We start from the raw sequence: 17,953 nt of genomic DNA on the forward strand, positions 1-17,953 counted from the left end.
GTCCGCACCCGCGTGGCCGACCCGCGGACGCCGGACCACGGCGCCGCGGCCGGACATTCCCCAGTCGGACGAAAGGAAGCCTGATCCACGGTGGTCACCGACTCTTCGAACGGCGGCGGGAAGCACCGCCGACGCCCCCAGCCGCAAGCACCGGTCCCGAGCGCGGTCCGTCCCGAGACCGGCCCCGCGCCCACCTTCGAGGAGGGTGACGTGCCGGGTCCGGTCACCGACACCGCCCCCGGGCAGGGGTCCGGAGGGGACTCCGGCGGCGGCTCCGGCCAGGGCGGGGACTCCGGGTCGGGCGGCGGCGGCATGATGCGCTCCAGCGCCATCATGGCCGTGGGCACCCTGGCCTCCCGGATCACCGGCTTCGCCCGCACCATCGTGCTCGGCGCCGCCATCGGCACCCACCTGCTCGGTGACGCCTACCACACGGCGCACACGATCCCCTTCATCCTCAACGACCTGCTCATCGGCGGGCTGATGGCCAGCGTCATCATCCCGTTCCTGGTCAAGCGGCGTAAACGCGACGCGGACGGCGGCAAGGCCACCGAGGACCGGCTGTTCACCACCACGCTGCTGGCGCTGCTGCTGCTCACCGCGGTCGCGATCGCGGCCGCCGAGTTCCTCATCTGGCTCTACGGCTCCCGGTTCACGCCGATCCAGTTCGACGCCTCGGTCTACCTCGCGAGATACCTGCTGGCGCAGATCTTCTTCGTGGGCATGAGCGGTCTGCTGAGCGCCATGCTCAACACCCGCAACCGGTTCGGCGCGGCCGTGTGGGCCCCGGTGCTGAACAACCTCGTCATCATGAGCGTGGCGGCCGTGTTCCTGTGGGTGGCCGGCCCGGGCCGCACCCCCGAGACCGTCACCGACGGCCAGCTGACCCTGCTGGGCGCGGGCACCGCGGGCGGTATGGCCCTCCAGGCGGTCGTGCTGTTCGTGGCCCTGTCCCGCACCGGCTACCGCTGGCGGCCCCGCCTGGACCTGCGCGGCTCCGGGCTCGGCGACGCCGTGCGCACCGCCGGGTGGATGATGCTCTACACCCTGCTCACCCAGGCCGGGCTGTGGATCACCACCAACATCGCCAACGCCGCGAACGTGGCGAGCATCAGGGAGGGCCTGGACGTCGGCGCGGGCATCAGCGCCTACAACCTGGCGTACCAGCTCTTCCAGCTGCCGTACGCGATCATCGCGGTCTCCCTCATCACCGTGCTGCTGCCCCGCATGAGCGCCCACGCCGACGACCACGACTGGGACGCCGTCCGCGCGGACTTCTCCCGCACCCTGCGCGTCTCCGCGTTCGTGCTGGTGCCGACCGCCTTCGCGGTGGCGATGTTCGCCGAGCCGCTGTCCGTCCTGGCCTTCGCGCGCGGCTCCATCTCGGTGGACGACGCGGAGAGCATCGGCCAGATCCTCGCGGTCATGTCGCTGGGCCTGGTTCCCTTCACCGTGTTCCAGCTCATGCTGCGCGTGTTCTTCGCCATGGGCGACACCCGCACCCCCGCGATGCTCGGCCTCGCGAACCTGGCCGTGCACAGCGCCCTGGCGCTGACGTCCTACCTGGTGCTTCCGCCGAACCTGGTGGTCGTGGGCGTGGCCGCGGGCTTCATGGTCTCGTTCCTGTCCGGACTGACCATCGCCGGAATCGTGCTGAGCCGGCGCATCGGGGGGCTTGACGGCAAGCACGTCATTGGCACATTGTTGCGCCTGCACCTGGCCGTCGTCCCGAGCATCGCGGCCGGCCTCGGTGTGCTCTGGGCCTTCGACACCTACGTCGGCCCCGGCCTGGCCACCTACATCGGCGCCCCGGCCGCCGGATGCGTCCTGGGCGCGCTGCTCTTCCTGGGATGCGCCCGGCTGCTGCGCGTCCCGGAGCTGACCGGTGCCGTGGAACTGATCCGCGCCCGGCTGCGTCGTTGATGCCGTGACCCCCTCCCCCGGCTCTGACCCGCCGAGGCCCCCGAAGCCGCCCGAACGAGAGTGAAGGACAGCACGACGGTGTCCAGCGAGCTGCCGCAGCGGACGTCCCCCGGGGACGCCGAGCCGCCCGACGGGAACAGAACCCGTCGGCGGCCCGTCATGGTGATGCCGGAGGACGTGCTCGACACCTACGAGCGCGAGGAGCCGGGCACCGAGCCCGAAACCGGACTGCACACGCTCCGGGACCCGAGCGACATCGGTGACGTGGGTACCGCCGACCGCCTGGAGGACGGCGACGAGATCGGCGGTACCTCCCACACGGCACCGGGTAACCTCGCCCGGTCGAGCGCGATCATGGCGCTGGGCACCATCGTCTCCCGTGTCACGGGGTTCGTCCGCACCATCATCCTGGCGGCGGCGATCGGCACCCAGCTGCTGGGCGACGCCTACCAGACGGCGGGCATGGTCCCGTACATGGTCTACGACCTGCTCATCGGCGGGCTGCTGGCCAGCGTGTTCGTGCCGTTCCTGGTCAAGCGGCGAAAGCTGGACGCCGACGGGGGCGACGGCGTCGAGCAGCGCCTGGTCACCCTGATGCTGCTGGTGCTGTTCGCCCTCACGCTGGTGTCGGTGCTGGTCGCGGAGTGGTTCATCCGCATCTACGCGGGCGGGTTCTCCGGCGCCCAGTACGAGGTCTCAGTCGTCCTGGCCCGGTACCTGGTCACGCAGATCTTCTTCATCGGCGCCAGCGGGCTGGCCAGCGCGATGCTCAACGCGCGCAACAGGTTCGGCGCGCCCATGTGGGCGCCGGTGCTGAACAACGTGGTCATCATCGGCGTCTGCGTGTGGTTCCTGAACCTGGCCGGTCCGGGGCGCACCCCCGAGACGGTCACCGACGGCCAGCTGATGCTGCTGGGGCTGGGCACGGCCCTGGGGCAGGTGGTCCAGGCCGCCGTCCTGGTGTGGGCGCTGGCCGCGGCGGGCTTCCGCTGGCGTCCGCGCCTGGACCTGCGGGGTTCGGGCCTGGGCGAGGCGGCCGGAGCCGCCTCGTGGATGATGCTCTACATCGTCGTCGCGCAGGTGGGGGCACTGGTCTCCACCAACGTGGCCACCCGCGCGGGCGCCCTGGCCGCCGACGCGGGCTTCGACTCCGGCGCGGGCATCGCGGCGTACAAGTTCGCGTCGATGCTCTTCCAGCTCCCGTACGCGGTCATCGCGGTCTCGGTGATCACCGCGCTGCTGCCCAGGATGAGCGAGCACGTGGCCGCGGGCCGCAAGGACCAGGTGCGCAGCGACTTCTCGCGCGGCTTCCGGCTGTCCTCGGTGCTGATCGCGCCGCTCTCGGTCGCGATGATCGTCTTCGCGATCCCGTTCTGCGTGCTGATCTACGCGCAGGGCAGCACGAGCGCCGAGGACGCGGCCGCCATCGGGCGCATCCTCATGGTCTTCTGCGTGATGCTGATCCCGTTCACGCTCTTCCAGCTCCAGATGCGCGTGTTCTACGCTCTGGGCGACACCCGGACCCCGGCCCTGGTGTCGATCCCCTCCGAGATCGCCCACGCGACCACGGCGATCGGCCTGCTGTTCCTCGTGGAACCGCAGCACGTCGTGGTGTGGCTTCCCGTACCGTACGGCCTGTACTACATCGTGGGCTCCGTCATCATGTGGTACATGCTGCACCGGCGGCTCAACGGCCTGGACGGGCGCCGGACCGCGGCCACGCTGCTCCGGCTGCACCTGGCCGCCGTCCCGTCCGCGGTCTTCGGAGTGGCGATGATCCACCTCTTCCGGGACCTGCCGGGCGAGGTCTGGCCGGGCCTGGCGGCGATGGCGGCGGGAGGCGCCGTCGGAGCCGTGCTGTTCGTGGTGACCGCAAAGCTTCTCAAAGTGACAGAAGTCACATCCTTCCTCGATTTGCTCAGAACCCGGTTGCGACGCCGCTGATCACCAGGAATAGCTGAGATCGGGCGGGCCCGCTCCGTTAAGCACCGGAAGGTGGCCGAGTATCCGTTGTCCTCCGAAGATGCTGTTCACGCGTCCTAGCATGGACAGGCATCGCTTTACCGCTACCGCATTGTTCAACCGAACTGCCCGAAGGGAGGCTGGGGACAGCAGGCAGGGCCGACGGACCCCTCGCGCGCACCCCGTAACGCTCCGGTCCGCACACGGCCAGGGAGCGCGGACGCACGCGAAACCACGGCACTGGCACCCGTCACTCCCATCATGAGCACCTTCCTCATCGAACCCGGTGCGAAGCTGGCCAACCGCTACCGCCTGGACCAAGTGGTGAGCGAGACCGGCGGCGCCACACGCTGGAAGGCCACCGACGAGACGCTCGCGCGTCCCGTGGCCGTGTGGACCTTCGCCGAGGGCTTCCCGCGCACGTCCGAGGTCGTGCGCGCCGCCCGGGCCACGAGCCGCATCCCCGACGCCCGCGTCACGCAGGTCTTCGACGCCGACGACTCCTCCCCCGTCCCCTACGTGGTCGAGGAGTGGGTCATCGGCTCCTCCCTGGCCGACCTCCTCGCGCAGGGCCCCATGGAGCCCGAGCGCGCCGCCGGACTGGTCGCCGAGGCCGCCGAGGCGATCGCCGCCGCGCACGCCGGAGGCCTGCACCACCTGTGCCTGACGCCGAGCAAGCTCATGTGGAGCAGCGGCGGCGCGGTCAAGGTGACCGGCATCGGCGTGGACGCCGCCCTGCTGGGCGCAGGCAACCCCGACCCCGCGGCCACCGACGCCCAGGGGCTGGGCAACCTGCTCTACGCGGCGCTCACCGGGCACTGGCCCGGCGGCCCGCAGAGCGGCCTGCCCGCCGCACCCGAGGGCCCCGCGGGCCCCTACCCTCCCCACCACATCCGCCAGGGCGTCACCGAGCCCCTGGGCACCATCACCACGCGCGCCGCCCTGCCGCAGCTCGCGGGGCAGCTGGTGCCCGGACCGCCCATCTCCTCGCCGGCCGACTTCTGCGCGGCCATGGCCGAGGTGCCCCGGCTCATCCCCCTGCCCGTCACCCAGGCCGAGTCGGCCCCGCCCGTGCCCGGGACCTCCCGGCGCACCGGCGAGTTCGACAGCACCGGCCCGCGCCGAAGCCCACGGGGTACCCGCGGCGGGGCCGCGGGCGCACGGGACGAGCAGGAGGCCCGCCACGGTTCCGTCGGACGGACGGGCTCCGCCTCGCGGGGCGGCGCCTCCGCCCGGGGCGGCTCCGAGGTGCGTGAACGTCAGGGTCCCTCCCGGATGGAGCAGCGGACCGCGCGCACGCAGCCCTCGCTCCGCAGGATCCTGATCGGCGTGGCGGCCCTGGTGCTGTTCGCCGGTGTGGTCGTCGGCGCCTGGACGGTCGGGACGATGTTCAGCGCGGGCGGAGGCGAGGAGGCCCCGCCCGAGGGCGGCGACCAGGCCTCGGACGGCGGCGGGGAGGTGGAGCTGAGCCCGCTGGAGATCCAGGGGTCACGCGGCCTCAACCCGCACGGCAACACCGACGAGCACTCGGACAAGGCGGGCCGCGCACACGACGGGGACACCGCCACGGAGTGGAACACCCAGGGCTACAGGGACCCGCTCAGCGCCATCAAGCCCGGCGTCGGACTCCAGCTCGACCTCGGCGCCGTCCACGAGGTCCACAAGGTGGACCTCAACCTCGGCGGCAGCGGCTACGAGTTCCAGATCCTGGCCGGCGAGAGCGACTCGGACAGCGAGACCGGTTACGCGGTCGTCGGGTCGGGCACGGGCGGCTCCCAGCTCGTCACCCTCGACGAACCGGTCGAGGCCCGCTACGTCGTGGTCTGGTTCACCGAGCTGGCCGGATCCGGCGAGTGGAGGGGCACGGTCTACGAGGCCGAGGTACGGGGCGTCGAGTAGCGGGGTACGTGATCGGGTACTGATGGACGCGCTCCAGGAGCTTCCTGACCGGGAGCTGTTGACGAGGCACGCTCAGGGCGACGACCAGGCCTTCGCGGTCCTGGTCCGTCGGCACCGCGAGCGCCTTTGGGCTGTCGCCGTGCGCATGATGGGCGACCGCGAGGAGGCCTCCGACGCACTCCAGGACGCGTTCCTGTCCGCGTTCCGCGCCGCCGACCGCTTCCGCGGCGAGGCGCAGGTGAGCACGTGGCTGCACCGGATCGTGGTGAACGCCTGCCACGACCGGCTGCGCCGCCGCAAGGTGCGCCCGGCCACCCCGACCGAGGACGAGACCCTGGACGTGATGTCCAACGAGAGGCTCGGCCGCTCGGGAGGGGGGCCGGACCATGCCTCGCAGACCGAGACGCGCCTGGACGTCAACGCCGCGCTGGACCTGCTCCCGCTGGACCAGCGCATGGCGCTGACCCTCGTGGACATGCTCGGCTACCGGGTGGAGGAGGCCGCGCAGATCCTCGACGTGGCGTCGGGGACCGTCAAGAGCAGGTGTGCGCGAGGTCGCGCCAGACTTCTCCCGTCGCTGGCCCATCTGAGGAACCCTCGACAGGCCGGAGACGTCACAACTGGGAGAGGAGGTGCCAACCCATCGTGACGTCCCATCCAGACGTGGAGGCACTCGCCTTCTTCGCCGAGGAGCTCCTGGAGCCCGACGAGGAACGCACCGTCGCAGCCCACATAGACACCTGCGCGACCTGCGCGACGACCCTGGGAGAACTCGCCGGGGTGTCCGAGGCGCTGGCCGCCGCACCGGTTCCCGCCCTGCCCCGGGACGTGGCCGACCTCCTCGACCAGCGCGTCGCGGAGGCGGTGCGCGAGCGCGCGGCGGTGCTGCCCGTCGACGCGGTCGCCGCGGAGGGCGCCGCACCGCCGCCGACCGGGGGCGGCCCGGCGTCCGACGGCGCCACGGTGACCCCCCTCCCGCGCCGGCCCCGGACCGGTCGGAGCCTGAGCAGGGCCCGGCTGATGATGCTGGCCGCCGCCGCGGCGGTCGTCGTGGGGGGCGGCGGCGCGGCCCTGTTCAACGGCGTGCTCACCCCGGGCGGCCGGGACGGCGAGACCGGCGTCGCGGCCCCGCTGGCGGAGAACGGCCAGGAGAACGCCCCGGACACGGCGCAGTCCTACACACCGCAGGTGGTGCGGAGCGAGACCGTCTACACCGAGGCGGCCCTGACCGAGCAGGCCGCCCGGACACTCGACCTGTCCCCCGTGGGCGGGCCCGGCGCCGGGGGCGGAGGCGAACCCGGCGGGGGCGCGGAGACCGGCCCCCTGGCCGTCGAGGCGGCTCCCCCCGGCCTCCAGGAGTGCGTGGTGCTTCTCAGCGAGGAGTTCGGCGGGCACTTCACCCTGGTCGACGACGCCCACTACGGCGGCGGGGACTCCCCCGCGTGGGTGCTGTTCTCCCCCCGGGGCGAGCGGTTCGAGGTGTACGTGGTCGATCCGGCCTGCGCCCGGGGCGGCGACCCCGGCCAGAACGTCCTCGCCCAGGAGACCGTCCAGGCCCCCTGACCGCTCCGGGCCCGTGTCCTCGTGACCCCTTGTCCTTTTGGCGCCGTGTCCTTTTGGCGCTGTGTCGACATGTCGCCGGAGCGGGAACGGGGCCCGGTCCGCCGCACGCGGGCGTCCGGTCACCGGCCGGGGCGGACCAGGCCCGTCTCATAGGCGACCACCACCAGGCCGACCCGGTCGCGGACCGCGAGCTTGGCCAGGAGGCGTCCCACGTGGGTGCGCGCGGTCGCCGGGCTCAGGTGGAGCGCGGCGCCGATCTCCTGGTTCGACATGCCGCGTCCGACCAGGGCGAGCACGTCGCGCTCCCGGTCGGTGAGCACGTCCAGCCGGGAGGCGCTCCCCGGCGCGACCGCGCTGTCGGCGAGGCGCTCGATCACCCTGCGGGTGACCCCCGGCGAGAGCAGCGCGTCCCCCGCCGCCACGGTGCGGACCGCGTCCCGCAGCTGCCGCGGACCGGCGTCCTTGAGCAGGAAGCCGGAGGCGCCCAGCCGCAGCGCGGTGAACACGTTGTCGTCCTCCCCGAACGTGGTGAGCACGACCACCCGGGCCCCGCGGGCCGTCGACGTGTCGACATGCGGATCTGTGGACCTGCCGTCCCCGGACGCGGGGCCGCCGCCGCGGCGCTCCAGCTCGCGGAGCACCGCCAGGCCGTCCATCGCGGGCATCTGGAGGTCGAGCAGGACCACGTCGGGGCGGTGGCGGTCGATGTCCGCGAGCGCCTCGCGGCCGTTCTCGGACTCGGCCACGACCCCGATCCCCTCGTCGCGCTCCAGCAGCGCGCGGACCCCCGCGCGGACGAGGGGCTGGTCGTCCACGAGCAGGACCCGGATCACCGCTCGTCCCCGAGCGGCAGCAGCGCACGCACCCCGAACCCCCCGCGGGGCCGGGGCGCGGCCTCCACCGTTCCGCCGACCAGGCGCACCCGTTCGCGCATCCCCGCCAGCCCGCTGCCCCCGGGGGACGCGGCCGGTACGGCCGTCCCCTCGTCGGTCACCGTCACGTCGAGCATCCCGTCCCTCCTGGAGAAGGCCACCCGCGCCCGTGGGGCGCGCGCGTGGCGCAGCGTGTTCGTCAGCGCCTCCTGGACGACCCGGTAGGCGGTCGCGTCCACCATCCCGGACAGCTCGCCGGGAGCGGGCGCCCCGGCCACCTCCACGTCCACCCCGGCCGCGCGCACCGTGGCCACGAGTTCGTCCAGGTGCGCGAGGGAGGAGACCCGGTCGCCGCCGGGGTCGGCCTCGCGCAGCGCGCGCACGGTGGCGCGCAGCTCGCTCAGGCCCGCCCGCGAGGCCCGCGCCACGTGGTCCAGCTCGGCGCGCGCGACGGGCACGTCCGCCGGGTCGTCGCCCAGGGCCTCCGCGGCCACCGCCGCGTGCAGGGACACCACGGAGAGGTGGTGCCCCACCGCGTCGTGCAGGTCGCGGGCGATACGGGTGCGTTCGAGCGCCAGTCGCTCGGCCGCCTCGGACTCGCGCGCCTGCCTGTCGAGGGCCTCGATCCGCACGCGCTGCCGCTCGGCCCGGCGCCGCTGCCACTGCACGTGGCCCAGGGCCGTGGCCGCGCCCATGACGGCCACCGTGGCGGGCAGCTCGTACCCCAGGAGGTAGGCGGGGTCCTGCCCCTCCCGCAGCCGGGTGAACGTGGAGACCAGGACCAGTGCGGCTGCCGTGCCCGCCGACCACGGGGTGCGGCCCGCCTCCGCGGCCGAGTACAGCGCGGCGGCCACCGGGACGGCCAGGCCGATGACGGGGAGCTGGAGCACGTAGTTGGCGACGACCAGGACCGAGGTGGCCGCCAGGACCGCGATCGGCCAGCGGCGCCGGACGAGCATGAGCGAACCGAGGACCGCGGCCAGCCCGTACCCGAGCGGCAGGTTCCCCGCGTCGCCGACGTCGGAGGCGACCGCGATCGCCACCACGGCGAAGACGGCGGACCCGAAGAGCGCGTCGACCACGACGCCCCGGCGGTCAGTGGGCATGCGGCGATTCTACGGACCCGGCCCCGTGGCGGCGCGGGACCGGCCGCCCCTGCCGCGTCCGGCGCCGACCGTCCTCGCCGCCGTCCTCCGGGTGGCCGCCGTCCCGGCCCTGAACGCCCTGTGGGGGCTCGCGGCGGGCGCGATCACCCTTGGGGTGCGGTTCGCCCCGCACGGCCGCCAGCGGCGCCCCTGGGGGCTTCCGGGCCGCCCTCGGGTCCGCGCGGTCTCCCGGGATCGTCCCTCGCCTCTCCGCAGGTCCCTCGCCCGGGGCCCCGGCCGCCGCGCGGAAGCCGTCCGGCCGCTGACGGACTCTCCCGGGGAGGGCCCGGGAAGACGTACGGGGCCGCCTCGGGCACATACCCCACCCCCGTAACCTGGGGCGATGTCCCGAAGGGAATGCCCTGCGCCTACCATCGGTTGTGCTAACCAACTTCCCCTGAGGTCACACGGCGTGGCCAGGGCAGCGACTGTGTGAAGGGCCAACGAGCGTGAGTGACGTCCGCAATGTCATCATCATCGGTTCCGGACCGGCGGGGTACACGGCCGCCGTGTACGCCGCCCGTGCCGAGCTGCGACCCCTGGTGTTCGAGGGTTCCATCACCGCCGGCGGCGCGCTGATGAACACCACCGAGGTCGAGAACTTCCCCGGTTTCCCCGACGGCGTCATGGGCCCCGACCTCATGGACCACATGCGCAAGCAGGCGGAGCGGTTCGGCGCCGAGCTGGTGCCGGAGGACGTCACCGAGGTCGACCTGAGCAAGCCGGTCAAGGAGGTCGTCGCGGGCGGTGAGACCTTCCTCGCCCACACGGTCATCCTCGCCACCGGCTCCGGCTACCGCGAGCTGGGCGTCCCGGGCGAGAAGGAGCTGTCCGGGCGCGGCACCTCCTGGTGCGCCACCTGCGACGGCTTCTTCTTCCGCGACCAGGACATCGCGGTGGTCGGCGGCGGCGACACCGCCATGGAGGAGGCCCTGTTCCTCACCCGGTTCGCGAGGTCGGTGACCGTCATCCACCGCCGCGACCAGCTGCGCGCCAGCCGCATCATGGCCGAGCGCGCGCACGCCAACGAGAAGATCACCTTCCTCTGGAACTCGGCGGTCACCGAGGTCCTGGGCGAGGAGCGCGTCTCCGGCCTCAAGGTGCTCGACACCCAGACCGGCGAGACCAGCACCCTGGACGTCACCGGCCTGTTCGTCGCGATCGGCCACGACCCGCGCGTGGAGCTGTTCGACAAGCAGATCGAGCTCGACGAGGAGGGCTACGTCAAGGTGGACTTCCCGTCCACGCGGACCAACCTGGAGGGCGTCTTCGCCGCGGGCGACGTCGTCGACCACCAGTACCGGCAGGCGATCACCGCCGCGGGAACCGGCTGCTCCGCCGCCCTGGACGCCGAGCGCTACCTCGCCGCGCGCGGCAACTAGGAACGGTCCTCGCCCGGGGCCCGTCCCCGGGCCCCCGCCACCGACTCCCCCCTCGCCCCCTGCCCCGGATACGCCGAACAAGGAGAACCATGTCCGCTGTCAAGCAGGTCACCGACGCCACCTTCAAGGAGGAGGTCCTCTCCAGCGACAAGCCCGTCCTGGTGGACTTCTGGGCCGACTGGTGCGGCCCGTGCAAGCAGATGGCCCCGGTCCTGGACAAGCTGGCCGAGGAGTACGGCGACAAGATCGAGGTCGTCAAGATCAACACCGACCAGAACCCGGAGACGCCGCGCTCCTACAACGTGCTGTCCCTGCCGACGATGAACCTCTACAAGGACGGCGAGGTCGTCAAGCAGATCATCGGCGCCAAGCCCAAGCGCCTCCTGGAGAAGGAGCTCGCGGAGTTCCTGTGACCCGGAGCCCGCCGCGCCCGCGACTCCTCCGCGAGCCCGCACGGCGAAGGCCCCCGAGATCCCTGCGATCTCGGGGGCCTTCGCCGTACCGGGGCCTCCGGCGGCGGTGTTTCACGTGAAACACCGCCGTTGGTTCGGGCGCCCACGGGGTTCTGGAGGTGGCGGAGGCGGGTTCCCGTGGGGGAACTGCGCCGTAGGCGTCGGTTGAGGGTGGTGGTGGGCGACGGGTGGGCACGAGCGAACCCGCCTCCGCCACCGCTGTACCTGCTTCAACCCGATTCCCGTTCTCCGGGCGCCCGAACACAAGAAGGACTGCGCGCAGCGTCCGTTGAGGGTGGTGGCGGGCGACGGGCGGGCCGAAGCGGAGCGGAGGTCCAAAAAAATACTGCCTAGCCCATCTGGCTGATGATGCGCTCCAGGTCCTCGTGCGTCGCGAACTCCACGACGATCCTGCCCTTGCGCTTGCCCATGTTGACCTTCACCGTGGTGTCCAGCCGGTCGGAGAGGCGGGAGGCCCACTCCTCGACCTGGGGAGGGTTGTCGGTCCGCGTGGGGGCGCGGCGGACCTTCTCCTCCTCGGGCTCCTCCCGCAGGGCCACCATCTCCTCCAGGGAGCGGACCGAGATGCCCTCCTCCACCACCCGGGCGGCGAGGCGGTCCTGGAGGTCGGGGTCCTCGACCTTCAGCAGCGTCCGCGCGTGCCCGGCGCTGAGCACACCCGCGGCCACGCGCGTCTGCACCTTGGGCGGGAGGGTGAGCAGCCGCAGGGTGTTGGTGATGTGCGAACGGGACCGGCCGATCCGCTGGGCCAGTTCCCCGTGGGTGGCGCCGAAGTCGTCCAGCAGCTGCTTGTAGGCGGCCGCCTCCTCCAGGGGGGTGAGCTCCTGCCGGTGCAGATTCTCCAGGAGCGCGTCGCGCAGCAGCTCGTCGTCGTCGGTGCTGCGGACGATGGCGGGGACGCGGGTGAGACCCGCCTCCTTGCTGGCCCGCATCCGGCGCTCGCCCATGATGAGCTCGTACCGGGGGCCGCCCTCACCCTCCAGCTTGCGCACGACGATGGGCTGGAGCAGGCCGACCTCGCTGATCGAGTCCCGCAGCTCCTCCAGGGCCTGGTCGTCGAAGTACTTCCGCGGCTGCCGGGGGTTGGGGATGATCGAGCTGAGCTCGACCTCCTCCAGGTACGTCCCGTCGGGCAGGGCTTCCGCCCGCGGCTCGACGGGCTGGGTCTCCTCCTCGGAGACGGTGACTGGGGCGGGGGCGGGGGCCGCGGGCCCCTGTGGGATGAGCGCCCCCAGTCCCTTGCCCAGTCCGCGCCGCTGCTGGCTCACCGGCACCTCCACACTCCTCTTCCGCTTGTCAGACCTTGGCCCTGTGGGCGATCTCCCGGGCGGCTTCCAGGTAGGCCACCGCACCGGTGGAAGCCGGGTCGTACGTCATCACCGACTGGCCGTAACTGGGCGCCTCGGACACCCGGACGCTCCGGGGGATCAGTGTCTCCAGGACGGTGTCCCCGAAGTGCGAGCGCACCTCGTCGGCCACCTGCTGGGAGAGCCTGGTCCGGCCGTCGTACATCGTCAGCAGGATGGTGCTGACCGCCAGCCCCGGGTTCAGGTGGGACTGGACGAGCTCCACGTTGCGCAGCAGCTGTCCCAGGCCCTCCAGGGCGTAGTACTCGCACTGGATCGGGATCATGACCTCGTCGCACGCCACCATCGCGTTGACCGTCAGCAGGCCGAGCGAGGGCGGGCAGTCGATGAGGATGTAGTCCAGGTCCGAGGTGTCGTAGGCGGCGAAGGCCCGCTTGAGCCGGGCCTCGCGCGCGACGAGCGAGACCAGTTCGATCTCGGCGCCCGCCAGGTCGATGGTCGCCGGGGCGCACCAGAGGTTGGGGATGTCCGGGACCGGCTGGGCGAGCTTGCGGATCTCCTCGTCCTCCACCAGGCAGTGGTAGATGGACCGGGTCTGGTTGTCGCGCTCCATGCTGAGGGCGGTGGACGCGTTGCCCTGGGGGTCGAGGTCGACCACGAGGACGCGCTGTCCGTGCATCGCGAGGGCGGCCGCGATGTTGACCGTCGTGGTGGTCTTGCCGACGCCGCCCTTCTGGTTGGCCACACTGATCACCCGGCAGTCCTTGGGCCGGGGCCAGATGTCGTCGGGCCCGCGAACCGCCCTGGCCTCATGGGCCGCACGGGCGAGCGGAGTGTCGGGAACCCCGGACGGTGTTTCACGTGAAACATCGAGCAGGTCTCCGTAGGAGGATGTTTCACGTGAAACACCGGGGTTGTCGGATGGGTTCACGAAGGAGTTCACCTCTTCCGTCCGCGCTTCTTCTTGCCGCCGCGCGCCTTCGGCGCCGGCGGACCACCGGTCACCGTGACGCGAACGACCGTGGTAGCGGGATCGACTTTACCCCGCCCCACCCTGATCACATCGCTAACGCTGGGCCGCAGTTTCGAAACGTCTTTCTCCGCGGCGGCCAGTTCGGCCTCCGCCTGCTCCCCCTTGAGCGCCAGCAGGCTGCCGCCCTCGCGCAGAAGGGGCAGGGACCACCCGGCGAGTCGGCTGAGGGGAGCGACCGCGCGGGCGGTGACGAAGTCGGTGTAGACCTCGCCGTGCGCCCCCTCGGCACGGCCGCGCCGCACCTCCACGTTGGGCAACTCCAGAATCTCCACGGCCTCGTTGAGGAAGACCGTCCGGCGCAGCAGCGGCTCCAGCAGCACCATGCGGATGTCGGGGCGCAGCAGACCGAGCACCAGCCCGGGCAGTCCGGCGCCCGAGCCGATGTCCACCACCTCCGCGCCCTCGGGAAGCAGCTCCTCCACGACGGCGCAGTTGATGAGGTGCCGCTCCCACAGGCGGGGGACCTCGCGCGGACCGATCAGCCCCCGGCGCACCCCGTCGTCGGCGAGCAGTTCGGCGTAGCGCCGCGCCGTCGGCAGGGAGGTGCCGAAGACCGCCTCCGCCTCCGCCGGGGGAGCGGGGAGCGCGGCACCGGGCTCCTCAGTGCCCGAGGTCATCGGTCACCACCTGTGAACTCGTCCATCATCACTTCCATGTCGGTTCGCCACGGCGTCCGCACACACGGCGGAGCCGGTGGGCGAGGGGGGACGCGCAGCGGCGCGGAGAAAAGGGGTCCACCCTGAATCCTACGCGCGGGAGGACACCGCGGTTTCACGTGAAACATCCACGGCCCCCGCTTCTGCCTTCCCCCCGCGCGGCCCGGCCACACATAGCGGGAAGTCGACAGAGCCACATGCCGACACGGCGGGGGCACGCCCGGCGGGGGCCGGGCACAAACGGAGGGGGTGGCGATGTTTCACGTGAAACATCGCCACCCCCTCCGGGGCGTCCGCGCCTAGGAGGCGGGCTGCACCACCACGTAGCGGTTGGGCTCCTCGCCCTCCGACTCGCTGTGCAGACCGGCGGCGGCGACCGCGTCGTGCACGACCTTGCGCTCGAACGGGGTCATCGGCTCCAGAGGCTGGGTCTGGCCGGTCTCCTTGGCCTTGTTGGCGGCGTCGGTCCCGACCTGGAAGAGCACCTTGCGGCGGTCCTCGCGGTACCCGCCGATGTCCAGCATCAGGCGGCTGCGCTCACCGGTGGCCCGGTGCACCGCCAGCCGGGTGAGCTCCTGGAGGGCCTCCAGGACCTCGCCCTTCTCCCCGATCAACTCGTCGAGGGTGGCGCCGACGACGGAGACCATCGCGCGGTCGCCCTCGACGTCCATGTCGATGTCACCGTCGAAGTCCGCGATGTCGAGGAGTCCCTCGATGTAGTCCGCGGCGATGTCGCCCTCGTTCTCCAGGGCCTCGACATCGATTCCGGCCTCAGGCGCCTCAGCCACCGCTACGCCACCGCTCTCTTCCTCGCTACTTGCCACAGCGATCCCGTCTCCTCATCCCTCACGCCCTGGCCGCCGTACGCCTCAGGGGCAGTGTCGCCTGCGCACTCGAACGCCTTCTCGGCCGGGAGCCGCAGAACCTAGCGCGGGCCTCCACCGGACCGCTTGGAACGCGACTGCTTCTTCGGCTGCTTGCGATCGATCTTAGGCTGTTCCTTCGGCTCAGGAGCGGATTCCGCCGCCTTCTTTCGGCTGAGCATGCCCTTGGCGGAACCGTTGGCGGAGGCGGCGCTCCCGGCCTTGGCCTGCTCCTGGCCGGGCATCGGCTGCCTGCTGTAGAGGAAGTGCTGCTGCCCCATGGTCCAGACGTTGGAGGTCACCCAGTAGACCAGCACACCCACGGGCATCATGAGACCGAAGAGCCCGAACAGGGGCGCCATGTACATCATGATCTTCTGGGTCTGCATCATGGGGTTGTCTGGCATCTGCGAGACGCTGCGCTTCATGCTCTGGCGCATGGTGAGGAACGTCGTCGTACCCATGATCACGCAGGCGATCGCGATGATGACCTTGGCCATGATCGGGTCGGACGCGCCGAGCGCGAGGAGCTCCTCGGGGGAGCTGTTGAACTGGGCCGCGACGGGCGCCTCGAAGATGAGCGCCGCACGCGCGCTCTCCACCAGCTCCGGGGTGAAGTTGTACTGGGCGTTGCCCTCGGCGACGCTGCGCAGAACGCTGAAGAGCGCGAAGAAGACCGGCATCTGCAGGAGGAGCGGCAGACAACCCATGATCGGGTTGGTGCCGCTCTCCTGGTAGAGCTTCATGGACTCCCGCTGCAAGCGCTCCTTGTCGTGCTTGTAGCGCTCGCGGAGCTTCATGATCTTGGGCTGGATGTCCTGCATCTTGCGCTGCGTGTTCATCTGCTTGACGAACAGCGGCACCAGCAGGAGCCGCATGAGCACGGTGAGCAGGACGATCGACAGGCCCCAGGCCCAGCCGCTGTCCGTGTCGAGGCCGATGTAGGTCAGACCCGAGTGGATCTGGACCAAGATCCAGCCGACGATGTTGTAAAGCCAGTCCAGCACCGGCCAACTCCTATGTGATTCGCTTCAGCTACTGGTCCCCGGGAGGGGTTCCGGTGTGGCCGGCTCCGCCCGCAGACTCCTCGGACTCCCCGTTCCGGCGCCCCCTGGGCGGCGGAACCGGATCAAGCCCCCCCGGGTTGAAGGGGTGGCAACGGGCGATACGCCGGGTTCCCAGCCACAACCCGTACAGGGCTCCGTGCACGCGCAGCGCCTCGACGGCGTACGCGCTGCACGAGGGGTAGAAACGGCAGACCGGGGGGAAGAGCGGGCTGATGAAGCGCTGGTAACCCCGGATGGGCAGGATCAACACGCGCGCGAACACCGTCGGTCTGTGCTCGGTCATCGGCCCCACCGCTCTCCGCCCTCGTCCGGGCGTCGGTTCCCTGCTGTCTCGCGCACCACGGGATCGGCCGCCGGGGGCCGAGGTCGGCCACGGCCGGACCGGCGGCGCGACGACGTCCCGCGGGGGCGCATCGCCGCGGCGATCGCGCTGTCGAGTTGGGCGGCCAGGTCCTCGTGCCGCGCGGTGGCGGCGGCGGGTCGGGCGCGCACTACAAGCAGGCTACCGTTTGGCAGAACAGCCAACCGAGACCGCATCAGGTGACGCAGTCTGCGCTGTACGCGCTTGCGCACCACCGCTCCCCCGACAGCCTTGCTGACCACGAATCCGACCCGCGGGGGGTCGGCGTCCGCGACGCCGGAGGGCGGGGGGAGGTAGACGGTGCCCAGGCAGTCCCTGGACGCACGCCGTCCCGAGCGCATGACGGAGCCGAACTCGGCGCTGTGGCGCATCCGGTTCCTCGGCGAGAGCATCGGCTTCCTTCGTGCTTCGGTACTTCTCCCACGACAAAGGGACCGGCCGGCGAGAAGGCCGGACGGTCCCGAAGGGCTTGGTGCTGGGCGTGGCCTAGTGGCTCACGGTCAGCGCCGCGCGCCCCTTACGACGGCGCGAGGCGATGATGGCGCGACCGGCGCGCGTACGCATGCGCAGCCGGAAGCCGTGGACCTTCGCGCGACGCCGGTTGTTCGGCTGGTACGTACGCTTGCTCACTACTGGCTCCAGGGGCGTGTCAGGATAAGTACTACGACAGACCCCCAGGATATGCGGGGCCTACGGGTGCATGAGCCGTGGCCGCGCCTCCGTGCGGACACGGGCGCAGGCAGATCATCGGCATAAGCATAAAGAAGATACGACCTGGTCCGGCCGGGGTCAAATCGGGCCTGTGGGCGGCGGTTCCGCGCGTCAGACCGGGCCCCCCTCCCCCGCGTCCCCCCGGACTCCGGTCACCGGCCCCGCCCTCCTTCGCGGGCGGTCGGCGCGGAGCCCGCGCCCGCTTGCCTCCCCCGTCCTGTGGACGACTCCTTGTCCACAGGCGTGTGAGACTTCCACACCCCCCGGCGTCTGTGGATAACCTCAGTCTGTGGATAACGTGCCCCTCGCGTCAGCCGACGCTCCCCCGACGCCGGGAGCAGTCTTCTTGCACACCTTCTGATCTGCACATTGTGGATAACTCTGCGCTGTGCGCGGAGATCTGCCATCCTGTGGACAAGCCTGTGGAAAACCTGTGGACAACGTCCTGGGGCTGTGGATACCGGGCTTGTGTCCACAGAGGCGCAGCTCAGGGGGCAGTGAAGTTATCCACAGGCACATAACCACCCAAACAAGCCGATTTCGCACCCTGGCCCGACCCGGCACCGCCGTGGGAGGAGGACAATGGGAAGTCGCTCCCCGTGGCCCCAGGCCCCCGCGAGCGCCCCGTCCGACCGACGCGCCACGGGCTTCGCCCTGGCCACCACGTCCCCTTCCGCCCCCCACTCCGCACCGCACAGACCCGTACCGAAGGGACAAGCACCCATGGCAGGTCGTC

General features: G+C 71.6%; 17 protein-coding genes. 7 read left to right on the top strand and 10 right to left on the bottom strand.

Annotated features, from left to right (window positions below; genetic code table 11):
- Positions 1-90: 90 nt before the first annotated feature.
- The 5 genes from murJ (AC0VX6_RS28745) to AC0VX6_RS28765 all read left to right on the top strand — a co-directional run bounded on the left by murJ (AC0VX6_RS28745) (position 91) and on the right by AC0VX6_RS28765 (position 7,347).
- On the top strand, positions 91-1,923 hold the full coding sequence (gene murJ / locus AC0VX6_RS28745; protein WP_274975577.1) for a murein biosynthesis integral membrane protein MurJ: 1,833 nt from the start codon (positions 91-93) through the stop codon (positions 1,921-1,923).
- Positions 1,924-2,082: 159 nt separating this feature from the next.
- Positions 2,083-3,867 (top strand): murein biosynthesis integral membrane protein MurJ, encoded by a 1,785-nt coding sequence (murJ, locus tag AC0VX6_RS28750; protein WP_274978287.1) that lies wholly within the window; start codon positions 2,083-2,085, stop codon positions 3,865-3,867.
- Between the two features lie 279 nt (positions 3,868-4,146).
- The gene (locus tag AC0VX6_RS28755; RefSeq protein WP_475467025.1) at positions 4,147-5,784 is read left to right on the top strand and encodes a protein kinase family protein; all 1,638 of its coding nucleotides are present in this window, start codon (positions 4,147-4,149) and stop codon (positions 5,782-5,784) included.
- 22 nt (positions 5,785-5,806) lie between these two features.
- Positions 5,807-6,433 (top strand): RNA polymerase sigma factor SigM, encoded by a 627-nt coding sequence (gene sigM / locus AC0VX6_RS28760; RefSeq protein WP_212642068.1) that lies wholly within the window; start codon positions 5,807-5,809, stop codon positions 6,431-6,433.
- Positions 6,430-7,347 (top strand): anti-sigma factor, encoded by a 918-nt coding sequence (locus tag AC0VX6_RS28765; RefSeq protein ID WP_475467027.1) that lies wholly within the window; start codon positions 6,430-6,432, stop codon positions 7,345-7,347. The genes sigM and AC0VX6_RS28765 overlap by 4 nt, the downstream gene beginning before the upstream one ends.
- A gap of 119 nt (positions 7,348-7,466) precedes the next feature.
- Here AC0VX6_RS28765 and AC0VX6_RS28770 read toward each other — a convergent pair whose 3' ends face one another.
- Both AC0VX6_RS28770 and AC0VX6_RS28775 read right to left on the bottom strand, forming a co-directional pair.
- Positions 7,467-8,180 (bottom strand): response regulator, encoded by a 714-nt coding sequence (locus AC0VX6_RS28770; RefSeq protein WP_475467029.1) that lies wholly within the window; start codon positions 8,178-8,180, stop codon positions 7,467-7,469.
- Positions 8,177-9,325, bottom strand: coding sequence for a sensor histidine kinase (locus AC0VX6_RS28775; RefSeq protein ID WP_274975581.1), 1,149 nt, complete (start codon positions 9,323-9,325; stop codon positions 8,177-8,179). Before AC0VX6_RS28775 ends, AC0VX6_RS28770 begins: the two co-directional genes overlap by 4 nt.
- A 488-nt stretch (positions 9,326-9,813) precedes the next feature.
- Here AC0VX6_RS28775 and trxB point away from each other — a divergent pair, with 488 nt between their 5' ends.
- Positions 9,814-10,746 (top strand): thioredoxin-disulfide reductase, encoded by a 933-nt coding sequence (gene trxB / locus AC0VX6_RS28780; protein WP_212642065.1) that lies wholly within the window; start codon positions 9,814-9,816, stop codon positions 10,744-10,746.
- 89 nt (positions 10,747-10,835) lie between these two features.
- On the top strand, positions 10,836-11,159 hold the full coding sequence (trxA, locus tag AC0VX6_RS28785) for a thioredoxin (RefSeq protein ID WP_274975582.1): 324 nt from the start codon (positions 10,836-10,838) through the stop codon (positions 11,157-11,159).
- A 389-nt stretch (positions 11,160-11,548) separates the two neighbouring features.
- On the opposite strand, the gene AC0VX6_RS28790 is transcribed toward trxA, so the two are convergent.
- The 8 genes from AC0VX6_RS28790 to rpmH all read right to left on the bottom strand — a co-directional run bounded on the left by AC0VX6_RS28790 (position 11,549) and on the right by rpmH (position 17,136).
- On the bottom strand, positions 11,549-12,487 hold the full coding sequence (locus AC0VX6_RS28790; RefSeq protein WP_475467032.1) for a ParB/RepB/Spo0J family partition protein: 939 nt from the start codon (positions 12,485-12,487) through the stop codon (positions 11,549-11,551).
- A gap of 28 nt (positions 12,488-12,515) precedes the next feature.
- On the bottom strand, positions 12,516-13,280 hold the full coding sequence (locus AC0VX6_RS28795; RefSeq protein WP_274975583.1) for a ParA family protein: 765 nt from the start codon (positions 13,278-13,280) through the stop codon (positions 12,516-12,518).
- A gap of 185 nt (positions 13,281-13,465) precedes the next feature.
- Positions 13,466-14,176 carry a 16S rRNA (guanine(527)-N(7))-methyltransferase RsmG gene (gene rsmG, locus AC0VX6_RS28800; RefSeq protein WP_475467034.1) on the bottom strand — a complete coding sequence of 237 codons (711 nt, stop codon included), beginning with the start codon at positions 14,174-14,176 and terminating at the stop codon, positions 13,466-13,468.
- A gap of 338 nt (positions 14,177-14,514) precedes the next feature.
- Positions 14,515-15,003, bottom strand: a complete 489-nt coding sequence (locus AC0VX6_RS28805; RefSeq protein WP_212642060.1) for a Jag family protein — start codon at positions 15,001-15,003, stop codon at positions 14,515-14,517.
- A gap of 137 nt (positions 15,004-15,140) precedes the next feature.
- A complete protein-coding gene (gene yidC, locus AC0VX6_RS28810; RefSeq protein WP_274975585.1) occupies positions 15,141-16,085 on the bottom strand; it encodes a membrane protein insertase YidC in 945 nt (314 codons plus the stop codon).
- A 28-nt stretch (positions 16,086-16,113) separates the two neighbouring features.
- Positions 16,114-16,428 (bottom strand): membrane protein insertion efficiency factor YidD, encoded by a 315-nt coding sequence (yidD, locus tag AC0VX6_RS28815; RefSeq protein WP_026114436.1) that lies wholly within the window; start codon positions 16,426-16,428, stop codon positions 16,114-16,116.
- Entirely contained in the window at positions 16,425-16,898 is a 474-nt protein-coding gene (rnpA, locus tag AC0VX6_RS28820) for a ribonuclease P protein component (protein ID WP_274975586.1), read from the bottom strand. The genes yidD and rnpA overlap by 4 nt, the downstream gene beginning before the upstream one ends.
- 94 nt (positions 16,899-16,992) lie before the next feature.
- Positions 16,993-17,136, bottom strand: coding sequence for a 50S ribosomal protein L34 (gene rpmH, locus AC0VX6_RS28825; RefSeq protein ID WP_013155858.1), 144 nt, complete (start codon positions 17,134-17,136; stop codon positions 16,993-16,995).
- Positions 17,137-17,953: the final 817 nt, after the last annotated feature.

The organism is Nocardiopsis sp. iso_25 (assembly GCF_056173305.1).